We start from the raw sequence: 20,666 nt of genomic DNA on the forward strand, positions 1-20,666 counted from the left end.
CGCTCCGCGGGGTGCGGGGTGCGGAGGTGCGGGGGCGTGTGCGGGCCGGTGGGGGCTTGTCGCGCAGTTCCCCGCGCCCCTGAGGGGCGGCCCGTGGTGAGCGTCGATTAAATCGCTGGGCCCGATTCGGAAGGCCCGGCTAGTCTTTCGGGTATGACCTGGCGACATTGATTCTTTGCCTGTGCCTCTCGAGGGCCGCCCCGGGCGCCGTTCCTTCGGTGTCCGGATCCGCGGTTCCCCCGGGAAGGCCTCATGTCACCCTCTTCCTCCGCCGCCTCCGCGCGGCGGCTCACCGGCACGCTCTACGCCTACGCGTTCCTCGACGACTTCGTCCTGCTCTATCCGGTGTACGCGCTCCTCTTCGCCGACACCGGGCTCACCGTCTGGCAGATCTCCTCGCTGTTCGCCCTCTGGTCCGTCACCGGTGTCGTGCTGGAGATACCTTCCGGCGCCTGGGCCGACGCCGTCTCGCGGCGGCTGCTCCTGTGGATCGGACCGCTGCTCACCGCCGCCGGCTTCACCCTGTGGGTGCTCGTCCCCTCGTACGGGGCCTTCGCCCTCGGCTTCGTGCTCTGGGGAGCCAAGGGCGCGCTCTGCTCCGGCGCGCTGGAGGCGCTGGTGTACGAGGAACTCGACCGGCTCGGCGCCGCAGGCGGTTACGGACGCGTCCTGGGCCGGGCCCGCGCGGCGGGACTCGTCGCCGTGATGGCGGCCATGGCCCTCGCCGGGCCGGTCTTCGCGTACGGCGGCTATCCGGCCGTCGGGCTCGCCAGTGTGCTGGTGTGCCTGCTGACCGCGGCCACCGCGACCCGGTTCCCCGAGCACCGGACGGCGGGTGCGCGGGGCGGTTGTGGCGACGGGTGGGTCCGGCCGCTGCGGGCCGGTCTCGCCGAGGCCCGCGCCGACCGGTCCGTACGCGCCGCCCTGCTGCTCGTGCCCGCCGTGACCGCGGTGTGGGGCGCGCTCGACGAGTACACGCCCCTGCTCGTCCGGGACACGGGCGTCGCCGAGGACGCCGTGTCGCACTGGCTGTTGCTGATCTGGGCCGGGGCGACCGCCGGCGGGCTGCTGGCCGGTGCGGGGCAGCGGCTGGGCCGGGGCGGGTTCGCCCGGCTCCTGGCGGGCTCGGCGCTGGCGCTCGCCGTGGGCGCGTGGCTGCGGACCCCGGCCGGGATCGGCCTGGTGGCCCTCGCCTTCTGCGGGTTCCAGCTGGCGAGCGTCCTGGCCGAGGCCCGGCTCCAGGACCGCATCGGCGAGGCCGGGCGGGCCACCCTGACCTCGGTGGCCGGGGTGGGCACCGACCTCGCGACCGTCGCCGTGTTCGGCCTCTACGCGACGGTCGGGTCGGCGACCACCCATGCCACCGCCTTCGCGCTGTGCGCGGTGCCCTGTCTGGCGACGGCGCTCGTCGTAGCCAGACAGGGCGGCGCAGGAGCGGCCGGGACCCCGCCGGCCACGAAACGGATGTGACGCGGCCCACCCCGCGCAACGAATCGCCGTCGAGGTGCCGGTGGACGCAACGAATCGTCCATCGGCACGCAACGGCTGCTCCTTGTCCGCCGGAGCCTCCCGCCCGTACCGTTTGTCCGGCCGTCCGTACGGCCTCCCACACCCCTTCCGCCCGGTGAGGAACACGCATGCGCACCGCCCTGCTCCAGAGCTCCGGCCGGCCCGGATCCGTCGTCGAGAACCTCAAGGTCCTCGACGGGGCCGCGGGCCGTGCCGCCGCCGCGGGCGCCGGGCTCCTGATCGCCCCCGAGCTGTTCCTCACCGGGTACGCGATCGGCGCCGACGTGCACCGGCTGGCCGAGCCCGCCGACGGGGACTCCGCGGACGAGGTCGCCGAGATCGCCGGCCGGCACGGTCTGGCCGTCGTCTACGGCTACCCCGAGCGTTCCTCGGACCTGGTCTTCAACTCCGCCCAGCTGATCTCCGCCGACGGCACGCGTCTCGCGAACTACCGCAAGACCCACCTCTTCGGCCGCTTCGAGCGGGAGTGGTTCACACCCGGCGACGAACCGGTGGTCCAGACCGAGCTGGACGGCCTCCGCATCGGCCTCATGATCTGCTACGACGTGGAGTTCCCGGAGAACGTCCGCGCGCACGCCCTCGCCGGCACCGACCTCCTCGTGGTGCCCACGGCCCAGATGCACCCGTTCCACTTCGTCGCCGAATCGGTCGTCCCGGTGCGGGCCTTCGAGAATCAGATGTACGTCGCGTACGTGAACAGGGCCGGCACGGAAGGGGAGTTCGAGTTCGTCGGGCTCTCCACCCTGGCCGGCCCCGACGGGGGCGCCCGGGCGCGGGCCGGCCGTGCGGAGGAACTCGTCCTGGGGGACGTGGATCCGGCGTTCCTCGCCGCCTCGCGCGCGGGCAACCCGTACCTGAAGGACCGCCGCCCCGGCCTCTACGGGTCCCTCGTCTGACCGCCGCGACGCTCCCGACACCCCGCCCCGCCGGCCCCGCCGCAGTTCCCGCGCAAGGAGTCCGTACCCCATGACGTCCACGGTGCCCCCCGCCGTCCCGCACACCGACGCGCAACCGCCGATCACCATGTTCGGCCCGGACTTCCCGTACGCGTACGACGACTTCCTCGCGCACCCCGCGGGCCTCGGCCAGATACCCGCGACCGAGCTCGGCGCCGAGGTGGCGGTCATCGGCGGCGGCCTCTCCGGCATCGTCGCCGCGTACGAGCTGATGAAGATGGGCCTGAAGCCCGTCGTGTACGAGGCCGACCGGATCGGCGGCCGGCTGCGCACGGTCGGCTTCGAGGGCTGCGACCCCTCCCTGACCGCCGAGCTGGGCGCGATGCGCTTCCCGCCGTCCTCCACGGCGCTCCAGCACTACATCGACCTGGTGGGGCTGCGCACCGAACCGTTCCCCAACCCCCTCTCCGAGGCCACGCCCTCCACCGTCGTCGACCTCAAGGGCGAGTCGCACTACGCCGAGACGATGGCCGACCTGCCGCAGGTCTACCGCGACGTGGCGGCCGCCTGGAACACCTGCCTGGAGGAGGGCGCCGACTTCTCCGACATGAACCGGGCGATGCGCGAGCGCGACGTCCCGCGCATCCGCGCGATCTGGGCGGAGCTCGTCGAGAAGCTCGACAACCAGACCTTCTACGGGTTCCTCTGCGACTCCGAGGCGTTCAGGTCCTTCCGGCACCGCGAGATCTTCGGCCAGGTCGGCTTCGGCACGGGCGGCTGGGACACCGACTTCCCGAACTCCATCCTGGAGATCCTGCGCGTCGTCTACAGCGAGGCCGACGACCACCACCGCGGCATCGTCGGCGGCAGCCAGCAGCTCCCGCTGCGCCTGTGGGAACGCGAGCCGCAGAAGATCGTGCACTGGGCGTACGGGACCTCGCTGGCCTCGCTGCACGACGGGCAGCCGCGGCCCGCCGTGACCCGCCTGAACCGCACCGCGGGCAACCGGATCACCGTCACCGACGCCTCCGGCGACATCCGTACGTACCGGGCCGCGGTCTTCACCGCCCAGTCCTGGATGCTGCTCTCCAAGGTCGCCTGCGACGACGCGCTGTTCCCGATCGACCACTGGACCGCGATCGAGCGCACCCACTACATGGAGAGCTCCAAGCTCTTCGTGCCGGTCGACCGGCCGTTCTGGCTGGACAAGGACGAGGACACCGGCCGGGACGTCATGTCGATGACGCTCACCGACCGGATGACACGCGGGACCTATCTCCTCGACGACGGCCCGGACCGGCCCGCCGTCATCTGCCTCTCCTACACGTGGTGCGACGACAGCCTCAAGTGGCTGCCGCTGTCCGCGAACGAGCGGATGGAGGTCATGCTGAAGTCGCTCGGCGAGATCTACCCGAAGGTCGACATCAGGAAGCACGTCATCGGCAACCCGGTCACCGTCTCGTGGGAGAACGAGCCCTACTTCATGGGCGCGTTCAAGGCCAACCTGCCCGGCCACTACCGCTACCAGCGGCGTCTGTTCACGCACTTCATGCAGGACCGGCTGCCCGAGGACAAGCGGGGCGTCTTCCTCGCGGGCGACGACATCTCCTGGACGGCCGGCTGGGCCGAGGGCGCCGTGCAGACCGCGCTCAACGCCGTCTGGGGCGTCATGCACCACTTCGGCGGCGCCACCGACCCGGCCAACCCGGGCCCGGGTGACGTCTACGACGAGATAGCCCCGGTGGAACTGCCGGAGGACTGAGCGGGACCCTCCGCGGGTGCGCGGGTGCTGACGGTCCGGTCTCGGCTGCGGGCCGGTGGGGGCCTGTCGCGCAGTTCCCCGCGCCCCTGAAGGGGCGCGGCCGGCTCACCGGCCCGGGGCCACCCCGTACGGCCCGGCTCCCAGCGGCGTCAGCAGGCACCGCCCCACCAGCCCCACCCCGTCGTCGAGCCGCTCGACGAACTCCCCGGCCAGATCGGGGAGTTCCCGCAGGGCCCAGAGGGCCCGGGCGGCGCCCCAGGCGCCGTCGCGGGCCCGCTCCAGGCTCCACGCCCCCAGCAGGTGCGTCAGCGGATCGGCGACCTGCAGCAGATCGGGCCCCGGCATCAGATCCTCCCGGATCCGCTCCTCCAGGGCGACGAGCACCTCCCCCACCCGGTCGAACTCGTCCTCCAGATCCGCCGGTTCGCAGCCGAGCGTACGACAGGCGTCCACCACGGCCAGCGCCAGATCGTGCCCGATGTGCGCATTGACACCGGCGAGCGCGAACTGCAGCGGTCGTACCCCGGGATGGCCCCGCAACTGGAACAGCGGCCGCCAGCAGGCGGGCGGCCGGCGCTCCCGCGCGACCGCCTCCACGGCCCCGAGGTACCGCTCGGCGAACCGCACGTCCAGGGTGACCGCGGCCCGCGGATCGGCGAAGTGCCCCGCGTCCAGGCGCCTGCCGACCTCCTCGGTGACGGCGAGGTAGACCCGGTTGAAGACCGCGACCCCGTCACGCTCCGGCCAGCCCGCACCGAGCGCACGCATCCGGCGCACCACCGTGCCGAGGGCGTGCGCACGGTCCGTGTCCGCTCCCAGGAATTCCAACGGCACCATGAGGGCAGGGTCGCAGGCCTAGGCTGTGCGCAGGGCCGCCGGGCCGGACGTTTCCCCGGAAAGGGGGATTACGCGGGGCCCGGAGGAGGGGGAGCACCACGTGTCAGTCCGACGTGCCGAGCGTCTGGCCGCCCGCAGGGCGGAGCTCCGGCGGACCGTCCGGCGCGGTGCCATGGTGGCGGTGGCCTCCGTGGTCGTCGCGGCCGGCACCGTGGCGGGGACGCTGTCCGCGCTCGACGACGGCCGCACCGACGAGGCGCGCCCCGACGTGAGCGGCTCGCCGTTCCTGCAGCCGCTGCCCGCCGTGCCCACCCCCTCGCCCACGGCGACGGCGTCCGCCTCCCCGTCACCGTCCCCGTCACCGTCGGCGTCCCGGGCGAAGCCGGGGCCGGAGCCCTCGAAGGTCCACGGGCGCGCGTCGGCGACGCCGCGGACCGGGCCCGTGTCCGTGCGGTTGTACCGCCACCCGGACTCCCAGGTCCTGGAGTGGGTCCGGGACAACCGCGACGATCCGCGCCGCCCGGTCATCGAGTCCCGGATAGCCGACCGGCCCGCCGCGGTCTGGTTCGCGGACTACACGCCGTCGGACATCACCGCCCGGGTCAGGGCGGTCACCTCGGCCGGGGCGGCGAAGGGCGGCGTGCCCGTCGTCGTGCCGTACGCGATACCGGACCGCGACTGCGGCGGGGCCTCGCAGGGCGGGGCGCCCGACCTCGGCGCGTACGACGGATGGATCGAGAAGTTCGCGGCGGGCCTCGGCTCCGGTGAGGTCGTCGTGATCCTGGAACCCGACGCGATCGCCCAGTCCGCATGCCTGTCCGCGGGGCGGCGGACGGCCCGCTTCACCTCACTGGCCCGCGCGGGCCGCGTCCTCAAGGCGGCGAACCCGAGGGCGCGGGTCTACTTCGACGCCGGCCACTCCGACTGGAACTCCCCGCGCGAGCAGGCCGGACTGCTGCGCAGGGCCGGCGCCGCGTCCGCCGCCTCCTCGGACGGGATCTTCAGCAACGTCTCCAACTTCAACAGCACCGGCGAGGAGGTCGCGTACACCCGCCGGACCCTCGACGCGCTCGGCGGCCCCGCGGGTCTGGGCGCCGTGATCGACACCAGCCGCAACGGCAACGGCGCTCCGGCCGACGGCGAGTGGTGCGACCCCGCGGGCCGCAAGCTCGGCCGGGCGCCGACCCTGAGGACCGGGGAGGCCCGGATCGACGCCTACCTGTGGGTGAAGCTGCCCGGCGAGTCCGACGGCTGCCGGGGCACGCCGGGGACGTTCACCCCCGGCTATGCCTACGACCTGGCCCGCTGACCGGACTCCGGACCCGGGCCGCCGCTGTCGGAGCCGGCCCCGGAGCCGTACGAGGACGTGCCCTCGTCGAGCAGCGGCTCCTGGGACCTGAGGTGCGCCGGGGCCAGCGCCCGCAGCGCGTGGTAGCCGGTGATGACGACGAGCGTGCCGAGCGCGATACCGCTCAGCGAGAAGGTGTCGGTGAACTTCATCGTGACGTCGCCGACGCCGATGATGATGCCCGCCGCGGCCGGCACCAGGTTCAGCGGATTGCGCAGGTCCACCCCGGCGTTGAGCCAGATCTGCGCGCCGAGCAGACCGATCATGCCGTACAGGATGACGGTGATCCCGCCGAGCACGCCGCCCGGGATCGCGGCCACGACCGCGCCGAACTTCGGGCAGAGACCGAAGAGCAGCGCGAAGCCGGCGGCGGCCCAGTAGGCGGCCGTGGAGTAGACGCGGGTCGCGGCCATGACGCCGATGTTCTCGGAGTACGTGGTGTTGGGCGGGCCGCCCACGGCGGTGGAGAGCATCGAGCCGACCCCGTCCGCCGAGATCGCGGTGCCCAGCTTGTCGTCCAGCGAGTCGCCGGTCATCTCGCCGACGGCCTTCACATGGCCCGCGTTCTCGGCGACCAGCGCGATCACGACGGGCAGGGCCACGAGGATCGCCGACCACTCGAAGGACGGGCCGTGGAAGGCCGGCAGTCCGATCCAGTCCGCCGAGCCGACGCCGGAGAGGTCGAGCCGCCAGTGGTCGGTGACCTTGCCGCTCGCGTCGGCCGAGTGGATCCGGCCGAAGACCAGGTCGAAGAGCCACGAGACGCCGTACCCGAAGACCAGGCCGAGGAAGATCGCGATCCGGGACCAGAAACCGCGCAGGCAGACCACCGCCAGACCGGTGAACAGCATCACGAGCAGCGCCGTCCACTGGTCCTGCGGCCAGTACGTGGCGGCGGTGACCGGCGCCAGGTTGAAGCCGATCAGCATGACGACCGCGCCCGTGACGATCGGCGGCATCGCGGCGTGGATGATCCGCGCACCGAACCGCCGCACCGCGAGGCCGACCAGGAACAGCGCGGCGCCCACGACGAACACGGCGCCCGTCACGGTCGCGCTGGAGCCGCCCTGCGCGCGGATCACCGCGGCGACGCCCACGAAGGAGAGCGAACAGCCCAGGTAGCTGGGCACCCGGCCGCGCGTCGCGAGCAGGAAGATCACCGTCGCGACGCCCGACATCATGATCGCGAGGTTCGGGTCCAGACCCATCAGGACCGGAGCGACGAAGGACGCCCCGAACATGGCGACCACGTGCTGGGCGCCGAGTCCGGCCGTACGGGGCCACGAGAGCCGTTCGTCGGGGCGGACCACCGCTCCGGGCGCGGGCGTGCGCCCGTCACCGTGCAGTTTCCAGCGCACGCCGAGGTCCATGGTGGGTATCCGCCTTCTCTGTGCCCGTGTTTCCGTACGTGAAGATCAGCGCCATGGTAGGGCGGAGCCGACGGGGCGGCCGGTTCAGGGCCGCGAATCCGGAACCTTCGCGTCCGTCACCTCGCGGCCCGTGGCGGCGGTCGCGGCCCCCGTGGTGCGGCCGCTGGCGCGCAGGACGCCCGCGAAGGCGGCGAGTCCGAAGGCCAGCACGGTCACCAGGACGAACGACGTCACCAGGCTCGTCGCGTCCGCGACGGTTCCGATCGCGGACGGCGCGACCAGGCCCGAGGTGTAGGTGATGGTGGCGACGCCCGCGATGGCCTGGGCCGGGTTGGGGCCGCTGCGGCCCGCCGCGGCGAAGCAGAGCGGTACGACGACCGCGATGCCCAGGCCCAGCAGCGCGAAGCCGGTCATGGCCACGACGGCGTTCTGCGCCAGCACCACGAGCAGCGCGCCGACGGTGGCCAGGAGGCCGCTGACCCGCACGGTACGCACCGGGCCGAACCGGTCCACCACCGCGTCACCGGCGAACCGCGCGAGTGCCATGGTGAGGGTGAAGCCGGTCGTGCACGCGGCCGCGAGCCCCGCCGAGCTGCCGATGACGTCCCGCAGATAGACGGCCGACCAGTCCAGGCTCGCCCCCTCCGCGAACACCGCGCAGAAGCCGATCGCGCCGATGAGCAGCGCGGACTTCGGCGGCAGCGCGAAACGCGGGGGCGGTTCCTCGCCCTCGGTGGCGCGCAGGTCCAGTACGCCCCGGCAGGCGACGAGGCCGAGCAGCGTGAGCGTGGCCGCGGCGAGCGCATGGTGCACCCGGGCGTCCGTGCCCAGGTGCGCGGCCAGCGTGCCGGCGGCCGAACCGACCAGGGCGCCGGCGCTCCACATGCCGTGCAGCCCCGACATGATCGACTTGTCCAGCCGGTTCTCGACCTCGACGCCCAGGGCGTTCATCGCCACGTCGGCCATGCCCGCCGTCGCGCCGTACACGAAGAGGGCCAGGCACAGGGTGGGCAGGTTCGGCGCGAGCGCCGGGAGGACCAGGGCCAGGGTCCACAGCGCCATGAGTCCGCGCAGGGCCGCGCGGGCGCCGAAGCGGTGACTGACACGGCCGGCGAGCGGCATCGCCACGGAAGCGCCGATCGCGGGGAAGGCGAGCGCCAGACCGAGCTGGCCGGCGCTCACCGAGGCATGGTCCTGGATCCACGGCACGCGCGTCGCGAACGAGCCGGTGACGGCCCCGTGCACGGCGAACACCGCCGCCACGGCGTAGCGGGAGCGTCTGACCTCGCCCCGGTCGTAGACCACTGCACTCATCTTCCCGGCCCCTCCGTGTCGTTCTCGTCATGCCTGCCCGGCTGCCGCCGTAAACTATCAGGCAAGCTGCCTGATAGATAGACGGTTCCGGGCCCGGCGTCCCGGGCGCCCCTGATCTGGGAGGATCCCGGCATGCCCGCATCACCGAGCACCGCCCGGGCCATCAACGACCGGCTCGCCCTGCGGCTGCTGCAGCAGGAAGGCCCCCTGACGGCGGGGCGGTTGAAGCAGCTCACCGGCCTGTCCCGGCCCTCGGTCGCCGACCTCGTCGAACGGCTCGCGGCGGCCGGGCTGATCGCCGTGGTGGGGGAGTCGGGGGAGCAGCGGCGCGGCCCGAACGCCCGGCTGTACGGCATCGTCGCCGACCGGGCGCACCTGGCCGCCCTCGACGTACGCACCGAGGGTGTCTCCGTGGTCGTCGCGGACCTGCTGGGCGTGGTGCTGGCCGAGGCGTCCGTGCCGATCGGGGACGGCACGGACACCGCGCCCGCCGTCGAGCAGGCGGTCGCGCTGGTCGAACGCACGGCCAAGGAGGCCGGTGTCGAGCGGCTGCACACCGTCGGCGTCGGGGCGCCCGGCCTGATCGACCCCGCCACCGGAGAACTGCGCGACTCCTCGGGCCTGCCCGAGTGGCACCGCCTGCTCGCCACGGCCCTCCAGGAACGGCTGCCGGCCCGTGTCGTCGTGGAGAACGAGACCAACCTCGCGGCCCTGGCCGAGCAGCGTGAGGGGGTCGCCCGGGACCGGGACACCTTCGCGCTGCTCTGGTTCGGCCACGGGATCGGTGCCGCCGTGGTCCTGGACGGCGTCCTGCGCAGGGGCGCCTCCGGCGGTACGGGGGAGATCGGCTTCCTGCCGGTGCCGGGCACGGACGGGCTGCCGTCCGCGACGGGCTGCGAGGGCGGCTTCCACTCCCTCGCGAGCGCCGCCGCCGTCGCCGAACTGGCGCGCCGGTACGGGGTCGTGGCCCCGGCGGCGCCCCACGAGCCGCATGCGGCGGCGCTGGTGCGCGAGGCGGTGTCGCGCGTCACCGCGGGACCCTCCGGGGCGCCCTCCGCGCCGCCTCCCGCTCCGGACTCCGCCCCGGGCCGGGCCTCGGCGTTCCTGGACGCGCTCGCCGATCGCGTCGCCCTCGGGGCCGCGTCCGTGGTCGCCGTACTGGATCCGGGATGCGTGGTCCTGGCGGGTGAGGTCGGCCGGGCCGGCGGTGCGGTGCTCGCGGCCCGGGTGCGGGACCGGCTCGGCCGGATGACGCCGCTGCCCACCGAGGTGCGGGCCGGCGCCCTGGGCGGCGGCGCGGTCCTGCGGGGCGCGCTGCTGACGGCCCGGGACGGCGCCCAGGACGAGCTGTTCGCGCCGCCGGAGAGATGACCCGGGCGCCCCGGACCCGTGGTCCGCGGCCCGCAGGACCGTGACCGGCGTACGGAGACCCGGCGGCGGGGCAAGGGCCTCCGTCACCGCCGCCGGGTCGATCTGGGCCGGGCCGGCGAACGCGGACCCGGAGAGGCGCCGGTGAACGCAGACCCTAGAGAGGACTAGACCAAAGTGCAATAGGTTCGGACCATTACCGGGACGTCCTGCCCGTGGATGCCGCCTCCGCGGGGAAGCCGACGCGTCACGAGTGTCCCGTGAAGTCCATCGGTACACTTTGTGAGCCACCCCACAACATTCACCCTCATGGGTGTCGATCAGGCGTGGCACACTGAGTCTGTACCAGAAGCAGCGCACTCCGGGGTCGGTGAAAGTCCGAACCGGCGGTTACAGTCCGCGACCCGGTCGCTTCCAGCGGCCGGTTGACCAGGTGAAATTCCTGGACCGACGGTTAAAGTCCGGATGGGAGGCAGTGCGCGGCGGGCGGGCATTCGTGCGCGTCGCCGTCTGTTTCGACGTGTCCCGAGGACACGTCCCTACGCGGCGTCGCCCCGGTGCACCCGCTCGTTCACCTCTGTCGTCATCGACAGGCCCCGGAGTCCGTGCCCTATGAGGCAGGAGGACCCGGGAAGTGTTCACCGGAATCGTAGAAGAGCTGGGTGAGGTCACCGCCGTCGAGAACCTCGGCGACGCCTCCCGTTTCCGGCTCCGTGGCCCCGTGGTCACCGAAGGTGCACGTCACGGGGACTCCATCGCCGTCAACGGCGTCTGTCTGACCGTCGTCGACCACGAGGACGGCGAGTTCACCGCCGACGTGATGGCGGAGACCCTGAACCGCTCCAGCCTCGGCGCCCTCGCCGTCGGCTCCCGGGTCAACCTCGAACGGCCCATGGCCGTCGGCGAGCGCCTCGGCGGGCACATCGTGCAGGGCCACGTGGACGGCACGGGCGAGGTCCTCGAGCGCAAGCCGTCCGAGAACTGGGAGATCGTGAAGATCTCCCTGCCCGCGGACCTCTCGCGCTACGTCGTCGAGAAGGGCTCCATCACCGTCGACGGCATCAGCCTCACCGTCGTCGACGCCGGCCCCGACTTCTTCACCGTCAGCCTGATCCCGACGACCCTCGACCTGACCACGCTGGGCCGCAAGCAGCCCGGCGACCCGGTCAACCTCGAGGTCGACGTGATCGCCAAGTACGTCGAACGGCTGCTCGGCCCGCGGGGAGAGCAGGCGGCCGCGCTGCCCGGTACCGGCCCCGGCACCGGTACCGGTACTGACCTCGGCACCGGCCCCGGCATCCAAGGAGCGACACGGTGAACTGGCTCAACTCCGAGGCCTTCACGCTCTTCGACCAGCACATCAAGTGGGCCGACATGATCGGCAACGTGATCGGGCTGATCGGCCTCGCCCTCGGCTGGCGGCGCTCGATATGGACCTGGCCCGTCCAGTTCCTCTCCGGCGCCATCCTCCTCGCCGCCTTCGCCACCGCCCACCTCTCGGGCAGCGCGGGCAAGCAGCTGGTGGTCATGGCCGTCGCGCTGTGGGGCTACCGGCAGTGGAACCGCGGCAGGGGCGGCGCGCAGGACGGCTCCATCGCCGTCCGGTTCGCCACCTGGCGCGAGCGCGGCCTGCTGCTCGGCGCCGCGGCCGTGGGCACCGTCGCGGTCGCGAGCCTGTTCACCGCGTACCCGTCGCTCTCCTGGGACCCCTGGCCCGACGCGTACATCTTCGTCGGCACGGTCGTCGCGATGTACGCCCAGGCCCGCGGCATGGTCGAGTTCTGGTTCGCCTGGCTGCTCGTCGACCTGGTGGGCGTGCCGCTGAACTTCGCCAACGGCTTCGCGTTCTCCGGATTCGTCTACATCATCTACGGCGCGCTCGTCCTGTGGGGCATGCGCGACTGGTGGCTGCGCTCCCGCAAGGCCGGGCAGCCCTCCCTGGAAGGAGCTCCGGCATGACGAGCGCACCCGTCTGGTACAGCACCGGACATGATCAGGACACCTCCGACTTCGCCCTCGACCCGGTGGAGAAGGCCGTCGCGGACATCGCCGCCGGCCGCCCCGTCGTGGTCGTCGACGACGAGGACCGGGAGAACGAGGGCGACCTCGTCATGGCCGCCGAGAAGGCGACCCCCGAGATCATCGCCTTCATGATGAGCGAGTGCCGCGGTCTGATCTGCGCGCCCATGGAGGGCGACGAGCTCGACCGCCTCCAGCTGCCGCAGATGGTCGAGAACAACACCGAGTCGATGCGCACCGCCTTCACGGTCTCCGTCGACGCCGGCCCCGCCTTCGGGGTCACCACGGGCATCTCCGCCACCGACCGCGCCACCACGCTCCGGCTGCTCGCCGGCGGGCGGGCCGGGGCCGCCGACCTCGTACGGCCCGGCCACATCTTCCCGCTGCGCGCCAAGCCCGGCGGCGTGCTCGTCCGCAACGGCCACACCGAGGCCGCCGTCGACCTCGCCCGGCTCGCGGGCCTGCGGCCGGCCGGCGCCATCGTCGAGATCGCGGGCGAGGACGGGCGGATGCTGCGCCTGCCCGAGCTGATCCCGTTCGCCCGCAAGCACGGACTGACGATCATCTCCATCGAGGACCTGATCGCCTACCGCCGCACCGCCGAGCCCACGGTCCGCCGCGAGGCGAAGACCGAACTGCCCACCGCCTTCGGTGACTTCACGGCCTACGGCTACCGCTCCACCGTCGACGGCGTCGAGCACGTCGCCCTCGTCCACGGGGAGATCGGCGACGGCGACGACGTCCTGGTGCGCGTCCACTCCGAGTGCCTCACCGGCGACGTCTTCCACTCGCTGCGCTGCGACTGCGGCCCCCAGCTCGAGACCTCCCTGCAGCGCATCCAGGCCGAGGGCCGCGGTGTCGTCGTCTACCTCCGCGGCCACGAGGGGCGCGGCATCGGGCTGCTGTCCAAGCTGCGCGCGTACGAACTCCAGGAGCGCGGCCGCGACACCCTCGACGCCAACCTGGAGCTGGGCCTGCCCGCCGACGCCCGCGACTACGCGGCCGGTGCGCAGATCCTTCAGGACCTCGGTGTCCGCAGCCTGCGGCTGATGACCAACAACCCCGACAAGACCGACGCGCTCGTCCGCCACGGCCTCCAGGTCACCGACCGCGAGCCGATGCCCGTGACCGCGGGCGAGCACAACCTCCGGTACCTGCGCACCAAGCGGGACCGGATGGGGCACGACCTGCCCTGGCTGGACACGCCCACCGTGTCGGCCTGCGGCAACCAGTGACACGGCAACCGGTGACGGAACAGCACGAGGAGACACAGACGTGAGCGGCAAAGGCGCACCCGAACTGTCCGTACGCAACTGCGGTGACCTGCGGGTCGCCGTCGTCGCGGCACAGTGGCACGAGAAGGTCATGGACGGACTCGTCGACGGCGCGCTGCGCGCCCTCGGTGAACTGGGCATCGACGAACCCACCCTCCTGCGGGTCCCCGGCAGCTTCGAGCTGCCGGTCGTCGCCAAGGTCCTCGCGGGCCGCGGCTACGACGCGGTCGTCGCGCTCGGCGTCGTCATCCGCGGCGGCACCCCGCACTTCGAGTACGTGTGCCAGGGCGTCACCCAGGGCCTCACCCAGGTCTCCGTCGACACCGGTGTCCCCATCGGTTTCGGGGTGCTGACCGTCGACACCGAGGAGCAGGCCCTGGACCGCGCGGGCCTGGAGGGCTCGAACGAGGACAAGGGGCACGAGGCGGTGACGGCGGCCGTGGCGACCGCGGCCACGCTGCGCTCGGTATCCGAACCCTGGCGCTGACGTAGGCCCGCGACCGCGTAGGGTGAGGACCACCATGTCCAAGAAGACTTTCGAGGAGCTCTTCACCGAGCTCCAGCACAAGGCAGCCACCGGCGACCCCGCCACCTCCCGCACCGCGGAACTGGTCGGCAAGGGGGTCCATGCCATCGGCAAGAAGGTCGTCGAAGAGGCCGCCGAGGTCTGGATGGCCGCGGAGCACGAGGGCAAGGAGGCAGCCGCCGAGGAGATCTCGCAGCTGCTCTACCACGTCCAGGTGATGATGGTCGCCCGCGGCATCACCCTGGACGACGTGTACGCCCACCTCTGAGCCGTCGCCCCTCTTGCCGCACCCGCACATACGCATCCGCACGCACGCACGCACGCACGCACCCGCACGAACGAAGGAAGCCGACCTCATGCTGCGCATCGCCGTCCCCAACAAGGGTTCCCTGTCAGGTCCCGCGGGGGAGATGCTGCATGAGGCCGGCTACCAGCAGCGCCGGGAGGCCAAGGAGCTGCGGATCGTCGACCCGGAGAACGAGGTCGAGTTCTTCTACCTCCGCCCCCGCGACATCGCGATCTACGTCTCCTCCGGCCGCCTCGACATCGGCATCACCGGCCGTGACCTGCTCATCGACTCCGCGGCCGAGGCCGAGGAGATCCTGCCCCTCGGCTTCGCCCGCTCCACCTTCCGCTTCGCCACCAAGCCCGGCACCGCCGGCTCCGTCGAGGACCTCGCGGGCAAGACCGTCGCCACCTCGTACGAGGGCATCGTCGCCAAGTACCTGGCCGACCAGGGCGTCGACGCCTCCGTCGTACACCTCGACGGCGCCGTCGAGACGGCCATCGAGCTCGGCGTCGCCGAGGTCATCGCGGACGTCGTCGAGACCGGCACCTCGCTGCGCAACGCGGGCCTCGAGGTGTTCGGCGAGCCGATCATGAAGTCCGAGGCCGTCGTCATCCGCCGTACCGGCGCGCCCGCCACCGAGGACGCCGAGCCCAAGGTCCAGCAGTTCCTGCGCCGTCTGCAGGGCGTCCTCGTGGCGCGGACCTACGTGATGATGGACTACGACTGCCGCGTCGAGCAGCTGGAGAAGGCCGTCGCGCTCACCCCGGGCCTGGAGTCGCCGACGGTCTCGCCGCTGCACAACGAGGGCTGGGTCGCCGTGCGCGCCATGGTCCCGTCCAAGGAGGCCCAGCGGATCATGGACGACCTGTACGACATCGGCGCCCGGGCCATCCTGACCACGGCCATCCACGCCTGCCGCCTCTGAGCACCGCGAGGAACCGCTTCCCATGTCCGACGCACCAGAACCGCCCGCCCTCCCCGTGACCTTCCGGCCCGGGCGTACCCGAGCCGTGCTGCTGACCGCCGGCGCCGCGATCTTCGTGGTCATCACCACAGTGGCGCTGCTGCTCGAGAAGCTCAGCCCCGGGGAGCGGCTCAGCTTCGTCTTCACCGCGGCGCTGCTCTTCGGCGTGCTCGTGCTGCTGGCCCGCCCGAAGGCCGTCGCCGACGACTCCGGGGTCACCGTCGTCAACATCGTCAGTGCGCGGCGACTGGCCTGGGCGGAGATCCTGCAGGTCAACCTGCGTCCGGGGGACCCCTGGGTCTTTCTGGACCTCAGCGACGGCACCAGTCTGCCCGTGCTCGGCATCCAGCCGGGCATCGCCAAGCAGCACGCCATCCGCGACGCCCGTGCGCTGCGGGCCCTCGTCGAGGCCCACTCGCTCGGCGGCCGCGACGGGCGGCACGACGAACATCACGGCTGACTCCCGGCCTTCCACCCTGCCGCACGGGCCCGAGTCTTGATTAATCTGTCGGTGGAGGCGTTTTCGTTGCGCCTTTGCCCTGACTTCCCACCCGGGACCCAGAGGCCCCCTGCTATTCGAGGAGTGACTCCCTCCAGCGATGGACGGATCGTCCTGTAGTACCTGCGCCGCCCCCTCCCGACCCATCGAGGCGGCGGCATGACCATCCCCCTGCTGCTCCTCGGGGCGGCGTTCCTGTTGATCCTCGCCAACGGCTTCTTCGTGGCGGCCGAGTTCGGCCTCGTCACGGTGGAACGCCCCGACGCCGAGAAGGCCGCGGCCGAGGGCGACCGACGGGCCCGTACCGTCGTGAACTCCCTCAAGGAGCTGTCCTTCCAGCTCTCCGGCACCCAGCTCGGCATCACCATCACCTCGCTGGTCGTCGGCATGCTCGCCGAGCCGGCACTCGCCGAACTGCTGCACGGCCCCTTCACCGCCCTCGGCATCCCCGGGGGCGCCGTGTCCGGTGTCGCCGTGGTCGTCGGCATGCTGCTGGCCTCGGCCGTGCAGATGGTGATCGGCGAACTCGTGCCCAAGAACTGGGCGGTGTCCAGGCCCCTGCAGGTCGCGCGGTTCGTCGCCGGTCCGCAGCACGTCTTCTCGACCGTGTTCCGGCCGGTGATCGCCGCCCTGAACTCCGTCGCCAACCGGCTCGTCCGGCTTCTCGGCGTCGAACCCGCCGTGGAGCTGGCCTCCGCCCGTACGCCGGGCGAGCTGGTCTCCCTGGCCCGGCACTCGGCCCAGGCCGGCACCCTGGAACAGGACACCGCCGACCTGTTCGTCCGCACGCTCTCGCTGGCCGACCTCACCGCGCAGCACGTCATGACCCCCCGGGTGAAGGTCAGCGCCCTCCAGTCCTCCGCGACCGCCGAGGACGTCGTCAACCTCACCCGCGCCACCGGCCTCTCGCGCTTCCCCGTCTACCGGGAGCGGATCGACGAGATCGTCGGCATGGTGCACCTGAAGGACGCCCTCGCGGTGGCCTCGCACGACCGGCTGCGCACGCCGGTCACCAGGATCGCCCAGACCCCGCTGCTCGTCCCGGAGACACTGCCGGTGCAGCCCCTCCTGGAACGGCTGCGCAACGAGCAGCCCATCGCCGTCGTGGTCGACGAGTACGGCGGCACGGCCGGTGTCGTCACCCTGGAGGACATCGTCGAGGAACTCGTCGGCGAGGTCCGCGACGAGCACGACGGTCAGGACGTGCCGGAACTGGCCGCGGCGCCGCCCGAGGACGGCCGCCCCGCCTGGGACGCCGACGGCAGCTGCCGCGTCGACCTCCTCCTGCGCATCGGCCTGGAGGTCCCCGAGGGTCCGTACGAGACCGTCGCGGGCCTCGTCGCCGACCTGCTCGGACGCATCCCCGCCCCCGGCGACCGGGCCGAGCTGCCCGGCTGGCGCCTCTCGGTGCGCCAGGTCGGGCACTACCGCGCGGAGCGGGTCCGGCTGGTCAGGACCGCCGGCGCGGGATCCGGCCCGGCGTCCGACCCCGTTCCCGCCACCGGATCCGTTTCCGCATCCGCGCCCGTGTCCGCCGCCGCGGTGGAGGCCGTCCGATGAGTGTGCTCCAGCTCCTGTTCGCCGGCCTGCTCGTGCTCGCCAACGGATTCTTCGTCGGCGCCGAGTTCGCCCTGGTCTCCGTCCGGCGCAGCCAGATCGAACCGCTCGGCACGGCACGGGCCCGGCAGGTCATGTACGGCCTGGAGAACCTGCCGCACATGATGGCCGCCGCGCAGTTCGGCATCACCATGTGCTCGCTGACGCTCGGCGCCGTCGCCGAGCCCACCGTGGCGCACCTCCTGGAGCCGGTCTTCCACGCCGTGCACCTGCCCGAGGGCATGATCCACCCGCTCGGGTACGTCATAGCCCTCGCCGCGGTCGTCTTCCTGCACCTGGTGGTCGGCGAGATGCTGCCGAAGAACCTGGCGATGGCCGCCCCCGAGAAGACCGCGCTGTGGCTCAGCCCCGGCCTGGTCGCCTTCGCCCGCCTGTGCAAGCCGGTCACGATCACCCTCGGCGCCTGTGCCCGGGTCGTCCTGAAGCTCTTCCGCGTCGAGCCCAAGGACGAGGTCGAGGCGGTCTTCACCAGCGAGCAGCTCAACCGGCTCGTGGAGGACGCCGGCCAGGCCGGTCTCCTGGAGCCGGGGGAGCAGGAACGCCTGGAGGACGCCCTGGAGCTGGGCTCCCGCCCGGTCACGGACGTCCTCCTGGACCGGGAGTCCCTGGTCAGCGTGGGCCCCTCGGTCACCCCGGGCCAGGTCGTCGCGCTCACCGCCCGCACCGGGTACTCGCGGTTCCCGGTGGTCGCGGAGAACGGCGCCTTCATGGGCTACCTGCACGTGAAGGACGTACTCGACCTGGAGGAGTCCGAGCGGGCGGTGCCGCAGCAGGTGTGGCGTCCCATGACGACCCTCAGCGCCGAGCTGCCCCTGGACGACGCCCTGACCGTGATGCGCCGCGCCGCGACCCATCTGGCCCAGGTCGCCGACGCGGCCGGCCGGGTCCTGGGGCTGGTGGCCCTGGAGGACGTCCTGGAACTCCTGGTGGGCGAGGTGAAGGACCCGGCCCACCGAAAGCCCCCGCCACCCCGGGCACCAGAACCCGCACAACAGGCCCTGGCCGGCTGACACGGCATCCCCGCGCCCCCGCTGCTCAGGGGCGCGGGGAACTGCGCGACAAGCCACGACGCACCCGCACCCGCGAGATGGCCGCCGGCCCCACCCCGGTGGGCGCACCTCACCCCCCGGAGGGCCCCCGCCCCGACAGGACCTCCCCGTACGCCTGCATCAGGTCGGCCAGCCGCAGCGTGGACAGGTCGTCCCGGGTGAGGTGCCCCGGATAGCCCGACAACCGCAGATCCCGGTACGCGCAGCTCTTCTCGTACAGCGTCCGCAGGAACCGTCCGTTGCCCAGTTCGTCGATCCACCCCTGGTCGACGACGTGCCCGCTGATGGACCGCAGCTCGTCGAGCGTCTCCTCGTCCCACACGTCGCCGTTCTCCGCGGCCAGCACCTCACCGATCGAGGTGAGTTCGAGCGGCCGGTACGAGGGGAAGTCGACCCGGGTCGTGAAACGCGAGGACAGCCCGGGGTTGGCGGCCAGCAGCCGGTCCATGCCCTCCGGATAGCCCGCGAGGATCACCACCAGGTGGTCCCGGTTGTCCTCGGCCCGCTTGAGCAGGACCTGCAGCGCCTCGTCCCCGTACGCGTCGCCCTTGCCGTACCCCGAGTTGGACAGCGCGTAGGCCTCGTCGACGAAGAGCACCCCGCCGATCGCGGAGTCGATCAGCTCGTTGGCCTTCACGGCGGTCTGGCCGAGGTACTCGCCCACCAGATCGGCCCGCTGCGCCTCGACGAGGTGGTCGCCGCCGAGCAGCCCGAGCGCGTAGAAGACCCGCCCCAGGATGCGGGCCACGGTGGTCTTCCCCGTCCCGGAGGGCCCGGAGAAGACGAAGTGCCGTTTCGGCGGCTGTACCGGCAGCCCCTGCCCGGCCCGCAGCCGCGCCATGTTCAGCTGCGCGGAGAGCGCCTTCACCTGCCGTTTCACCGGTTCGAGGCCGACCATGCGCTCCAGCTCGGAGAGTGCCTCCTCGAGCAGCGCGGGATCGGTGGGCCCGGTCGGCAGGTGCGGTGGCGCCACCGGGACGACGGCCTTCTCCCGGACCCGGTCGGACCCGGGTCCCCGCGCGCCGGGCGGCGGCAGGTCCGGCTCGGACAGCTTCAGGTCCCGGCCCTCGGCGCCGAACAGCGGGTCGATGCCGTCCGGCCCGTCCAGCATGTCCTGACCGGCCCCGGTGAGCGTGATCGCCGCGAGGTCGGCCGTCTCGTCGTACCCGTCGCCCTCGGAGATCGCGGCGAGCCGGGCCGAGGTATCCATGAACGCGGGGTCGATCCTGTGCACCGCCCGGTACAGGGGCAGGGCCGCCGCGGAGCGGCCCGTGCCCTCGTGCGCCCGCGCCAGCCAGTACCGCAGCTCCTTGCGCTGCGGCTGCTCGCTGCGGCAGCGCATGAGCGCGGACGACAGCAGCGGCTCGGCCTGTCCGTACATCTCCAGGCGGACGCGGGCCATGCCGCCGAACAGTCCCGCCTCGATGCCCAGCATCGGATCGTCGGTCAGCGGGTCCGTGTGCCGGACCAGCTGCTCCCAGTCCTTGACCAGATAGGCGCGGCAGGCGTGCAGGAACCGCACCTGGGGATCCGTGTCCACCGGGGGCAGGCCGGCCAGCGCCCGGTCCAGTTCCGGGACATGGCGTCCGTCGAGCCAGTGCGAGGCGTGCGCGAGCAGCAGGTCCCGGGGCGACTCCAGCACCGGCTGCACCCACCAGCCCAGCCAGTACCAGGAGTTGAGCGTGCGCCGGTGACGGCCGCGCTGCTCCCCGAAGCGGTCGCGGTGCCGGAACATCCGCAGCAGCGCGGTCGTCGTGTCGATGCGCAGTGCGTGCAGTCCGAGCCAGCCGTCCGCCATGCCGGGGTCCATCCGGACCGCGGTGCGGAACTCCTCCTCCGCCTGCGGATAGGCCCCCATCGTGTAGGCGTCCACACCCCGCAGCCAGGCGAGGTCGGCCGGGGCCTCGGGGCCCTGCGTGCCGAAGTCCATCACGTCCCCCACAAACCGTGCCCCCGTTGCTCACCGGGCGGGCCGGTGCCCGTCGGCAGTTTCGTCGAACCGCT

General features: G+C 72.6%; 18 protein-coding genes and 1 riboswitch. Of the genes, 14 read left to right on the forward strand and 4 right to left on the reverse strand.

Annotation, left to right across the window (positions count from 1 at the left end):
- Nucleotides 1-252: 252 nt before the first annotated feature.
- From QFZ75_RS32285 to QFZ75_RS32295, 3 genes are all read left to right on the forward strand, one after another.
- Nucleotides 253-1,470: an MFS transporter gene (locus tag QFZ75_RS32285; RefSeq protein ID WP_307542555.1), complete on the forward strand. Its 1,218-nt coding sequence runs from the start codon at nt 253-255 to the stop codon at nt 1,468-1,470.
- A 167-nt stretch (nt 1,471-1,637) separates the two neighbouring features.
- A complete protein-coding gene (locus QFZ75_RS32290; protein WP_307542556.1) occupies nt 1,638-2,426 on the forward strand; it encodes a carbon-nitrogen hydrolase family protein in 789 nt (262 codons plus the stop codon).
- Between the two features lie 70 nt (nt 2,427-2,496).
- The gene (locus tag QFZ75_RS32295; RefSeq protein WP_307542557.1) at nt 2,497-4,188 is read left to right on the forward strand and encodes an NAD(P)/FAD-dependent oxidoreductase; all 1,692 of its coding nucleotides are present in this window, start codon (nt 2,497-2,499) and stop codon (nt 4,186-4,188) included.
- A 105-nt stretch (nt 4,189-4,293) separates the two neighbouring features.
- Here QFZ75_RS32295 and QFZ75_RS32300 read toward each other — a convergent pair whose 3' ends face one another.
- Entirely contained in the window at nt 4,294-5,025 is a 732-nt protein-coding gene (locus QFZ75_RS32300) for a DUF5995 family protein (RefSeq protein ID WP_307542558.1), read from the reverse strand.
- 172 nt (nt 5,026-5,197) lie between these two features.
- Here QFZ75_RS32300 and QFZ75_RS32305 point away from each other — a divergent pair, with 172 nt between their 5' ends.
- Nucleotides 5,198-6,334 carry a glycoside hydrolase family 6 protein gene (locus QFZ75_RS32305; protein ID WP_307544936.1) on the forward strand — a complete coding sequence of 379 codons (1,137 nt, stop codon included), beginning with the start codon at nt 5,198-5,200 and terminating at the stop codon, nt 6,332-6,334.
- Here QFZ75_RS32305 and QFZ75_RS32310 read toward each other — a convergent pair.
- Together QFZ75_RS32310 and QFZ75_RS32315 are read right to left on the reverse strand one after the other, a co-directional pair.
- Nucleotides 6,316-7,743 carry a uracil-xanthine permease family protein gene (locus tag QFZ75_RS32310; protein ID WP_307542559.1) on the reverse strand — a complete coding sequence of 476 codons (1,428 nt, stop codon included), beginning with the start codon at nt 7,741-7,743 and terminating at the stop codon, nt 6,316-6,318. The genes QFZ75_RS32305 and QFZ75_RS32310 overlap by 19 nt on opposite strands.
- An 84-nt stretch (nt 7,744-7,827) precedes the next feature.
- Nucleotides 7,828-9,057 carry an MFS transporter gene (locus QFZ75_RS32315; protein ID WP_307542561.1) on the reverse strand — a complete coding sequence of 410 codons (1,230 nt, stop codon included), beginning with the start codon at nt 9,055-9,057 and terminating at the stop codon, nt 7,828-7,830.
- Nucleotides 9,058-9,189: 132 nt separating this feature from the next.
- Between QFZ75_RS32315 and QFZ75_RS32320 the strand changes: the two genes are divergently transcribed.
- The 10 genes from QFZ75_RS32320 to QFZ75_RS32365 all read left to right on the forward strand — a co-directional run bounded on the left by QFZ75_RS32320 (nt 9,190) and on the right by QFZ75_RS32365 (nt 18,623).
- A complete protein-coding gene (locus QFZ75_RS32320; RefSeq protein ID WP_307542563.1) occupies nt 9,190-10,428 on the forward strand; it encodes an ROK family transcriptional regulator in 1,239 nt (412 codons plus the stop codon).
- 349 nt (nt 10,429-10,777) lie between these two features.
- A riboswitch (FMN riboswitch) is annotated at nt 10,778-10,908 on the forward strand.
- A 151-nt stretch (nt 10,909-11,059) separates the two neighbouring features.
- Nucleotides 11,060-11,743, forward strand: a complete 684-nt coding sequence (locus QFZ75_RS32325; RefSeq protein WP_307542564.1) for a riboflavin synthase — start codon at nt 11,060-11,062, stop codon at nt 11,741-11,743.
- A complete protein-coding gene (locus tag QFZ75_RS32330) occupies nt 11,740-12,384 on the forward strand; it encodes a nicotinamide mononucleotide transporter family protein (RefSeq protein WP_307542565.1) in 645 nt (214 codons plus the stop codon). Before QFZ75_RS32325 ends, QFZ75_RS32330 begins: the two co-directional genes overlap by 4 nt.
- Nucleotides 12,381-13,679: a bifunctional 3,4-dihydroxy-2-butanone-4-phosphate synthase/GTP cyclohydrolase II gene (locus QFZ75_RS32335; RefSeq protein ID WP_307542566.1), complete on the forward strand. Its 1,299-nt coding sequence runs from the start codon at nt 12,381-12,383 to the stop codon at nt 13,677-13,679. Before QFZ75_RS32330 ends, QFZ75_RS32335 begins: the two co-directional genes overlap by 4 nt.
- A 40-nt stretch (nt 13,680-13,719) precedes the next feature.
- Nucleotides 13,720-14,205, forward strand: a complete 486-nt coding sequence (gene ribH, locus QFZ75_RS32340; RefSeq protein ID WP_307542568.1) for a 6,7-dimethyl-8-ribityllumazine synthase — start codon at nt 13,720-13,722, stop codon at nt 14,203-14,205.
- A 34-nt stretch (nt 14,206-14,239) separates the two neighbouring features.
- A complete protein-coding gene (locus tag QFZ75_RS32345) occupies nt 14,240-14,512 on the forward strand; it encodes a phosphoribosyl-ATP diphosphatase (RefSeq protein ID WP_149510532.1) in 273 nt (90 codons plus the stop codon).
- 88 nt (nt 14,513-14,600) lie between these two features.
- A complete protein-coding gene (hisG, locus tag QFZ75_RS32350) occupies nt 14,601-15,458 on the forward strand; it encodes an ATP phosphoribosyltransferase (protein ID WP_307542570.1) in 858 nt (285 codons plus the stop codon).
- Nucleotides 15,459-15,480: 22 nt separating this feature from the next.
- A complete protein-coding gene (locus QFZ75_RS32355) occupies nt 15,481-15,957 on the forward strand; it encodes a PH domain-containing protein (RefSeq protein ID WP_307542572.1) in 477 nt (158 codons plus the stop codon).
- Between the two features lie 198 nt (nt 15,958-16,155).
- Complete coding sequence (locus QFZ75_RS32360; protein ID WP_307542574.1) at nt 16,156-17,556, forward strand: hemolysin family protein; 1,401 nt, start codon at nt 16,156-16,158, stop codon at nt 17,554-17,556.
- The gene (locus QFZ75_RS32365; RefSeq protein ID WP_307542577.1) at nt 17,553-18,623 is read left to right on the forward strand and encodes a hemolysin family protein; all 1,071 of its coding nucleotides are present in this window, start codon (nt 17,553-17,555) and stop codon (nt 18,621-18,623) included. Before QFZ75_RS32360 ends, QFZ75_RS32365 begins: the two co-directional genes overlap by 4 nt.
- A gap of 109 nt (nt 18,624-18,732) precedes the next feature.
- Here QFZ75_RS32365 and QFZ75_RS32370 read toward each other — a convergent pair whose 3' ends face one another.
- Entirely contained in the window at nt 18,733-20,592 is a 1,860-nt protein-coding gene (locus tag QFZ75_RS32370) for an AAA family ATPase (RefSeq protein WP_307542579.1), read from the reverse strand.
- Nucleotides 20,593-20,666 lie beyond the last annotated feature (74 nt).

Source organism: Streptomyces sp. V3I8 (genome assembly GCF_030817535.1).
Taxonomy (GTDB): domain Bacteria; phylum Actinomycetota; class Actinomycetes; order Streptomycetales; family Streptomycetaceae; genus Streptomyces.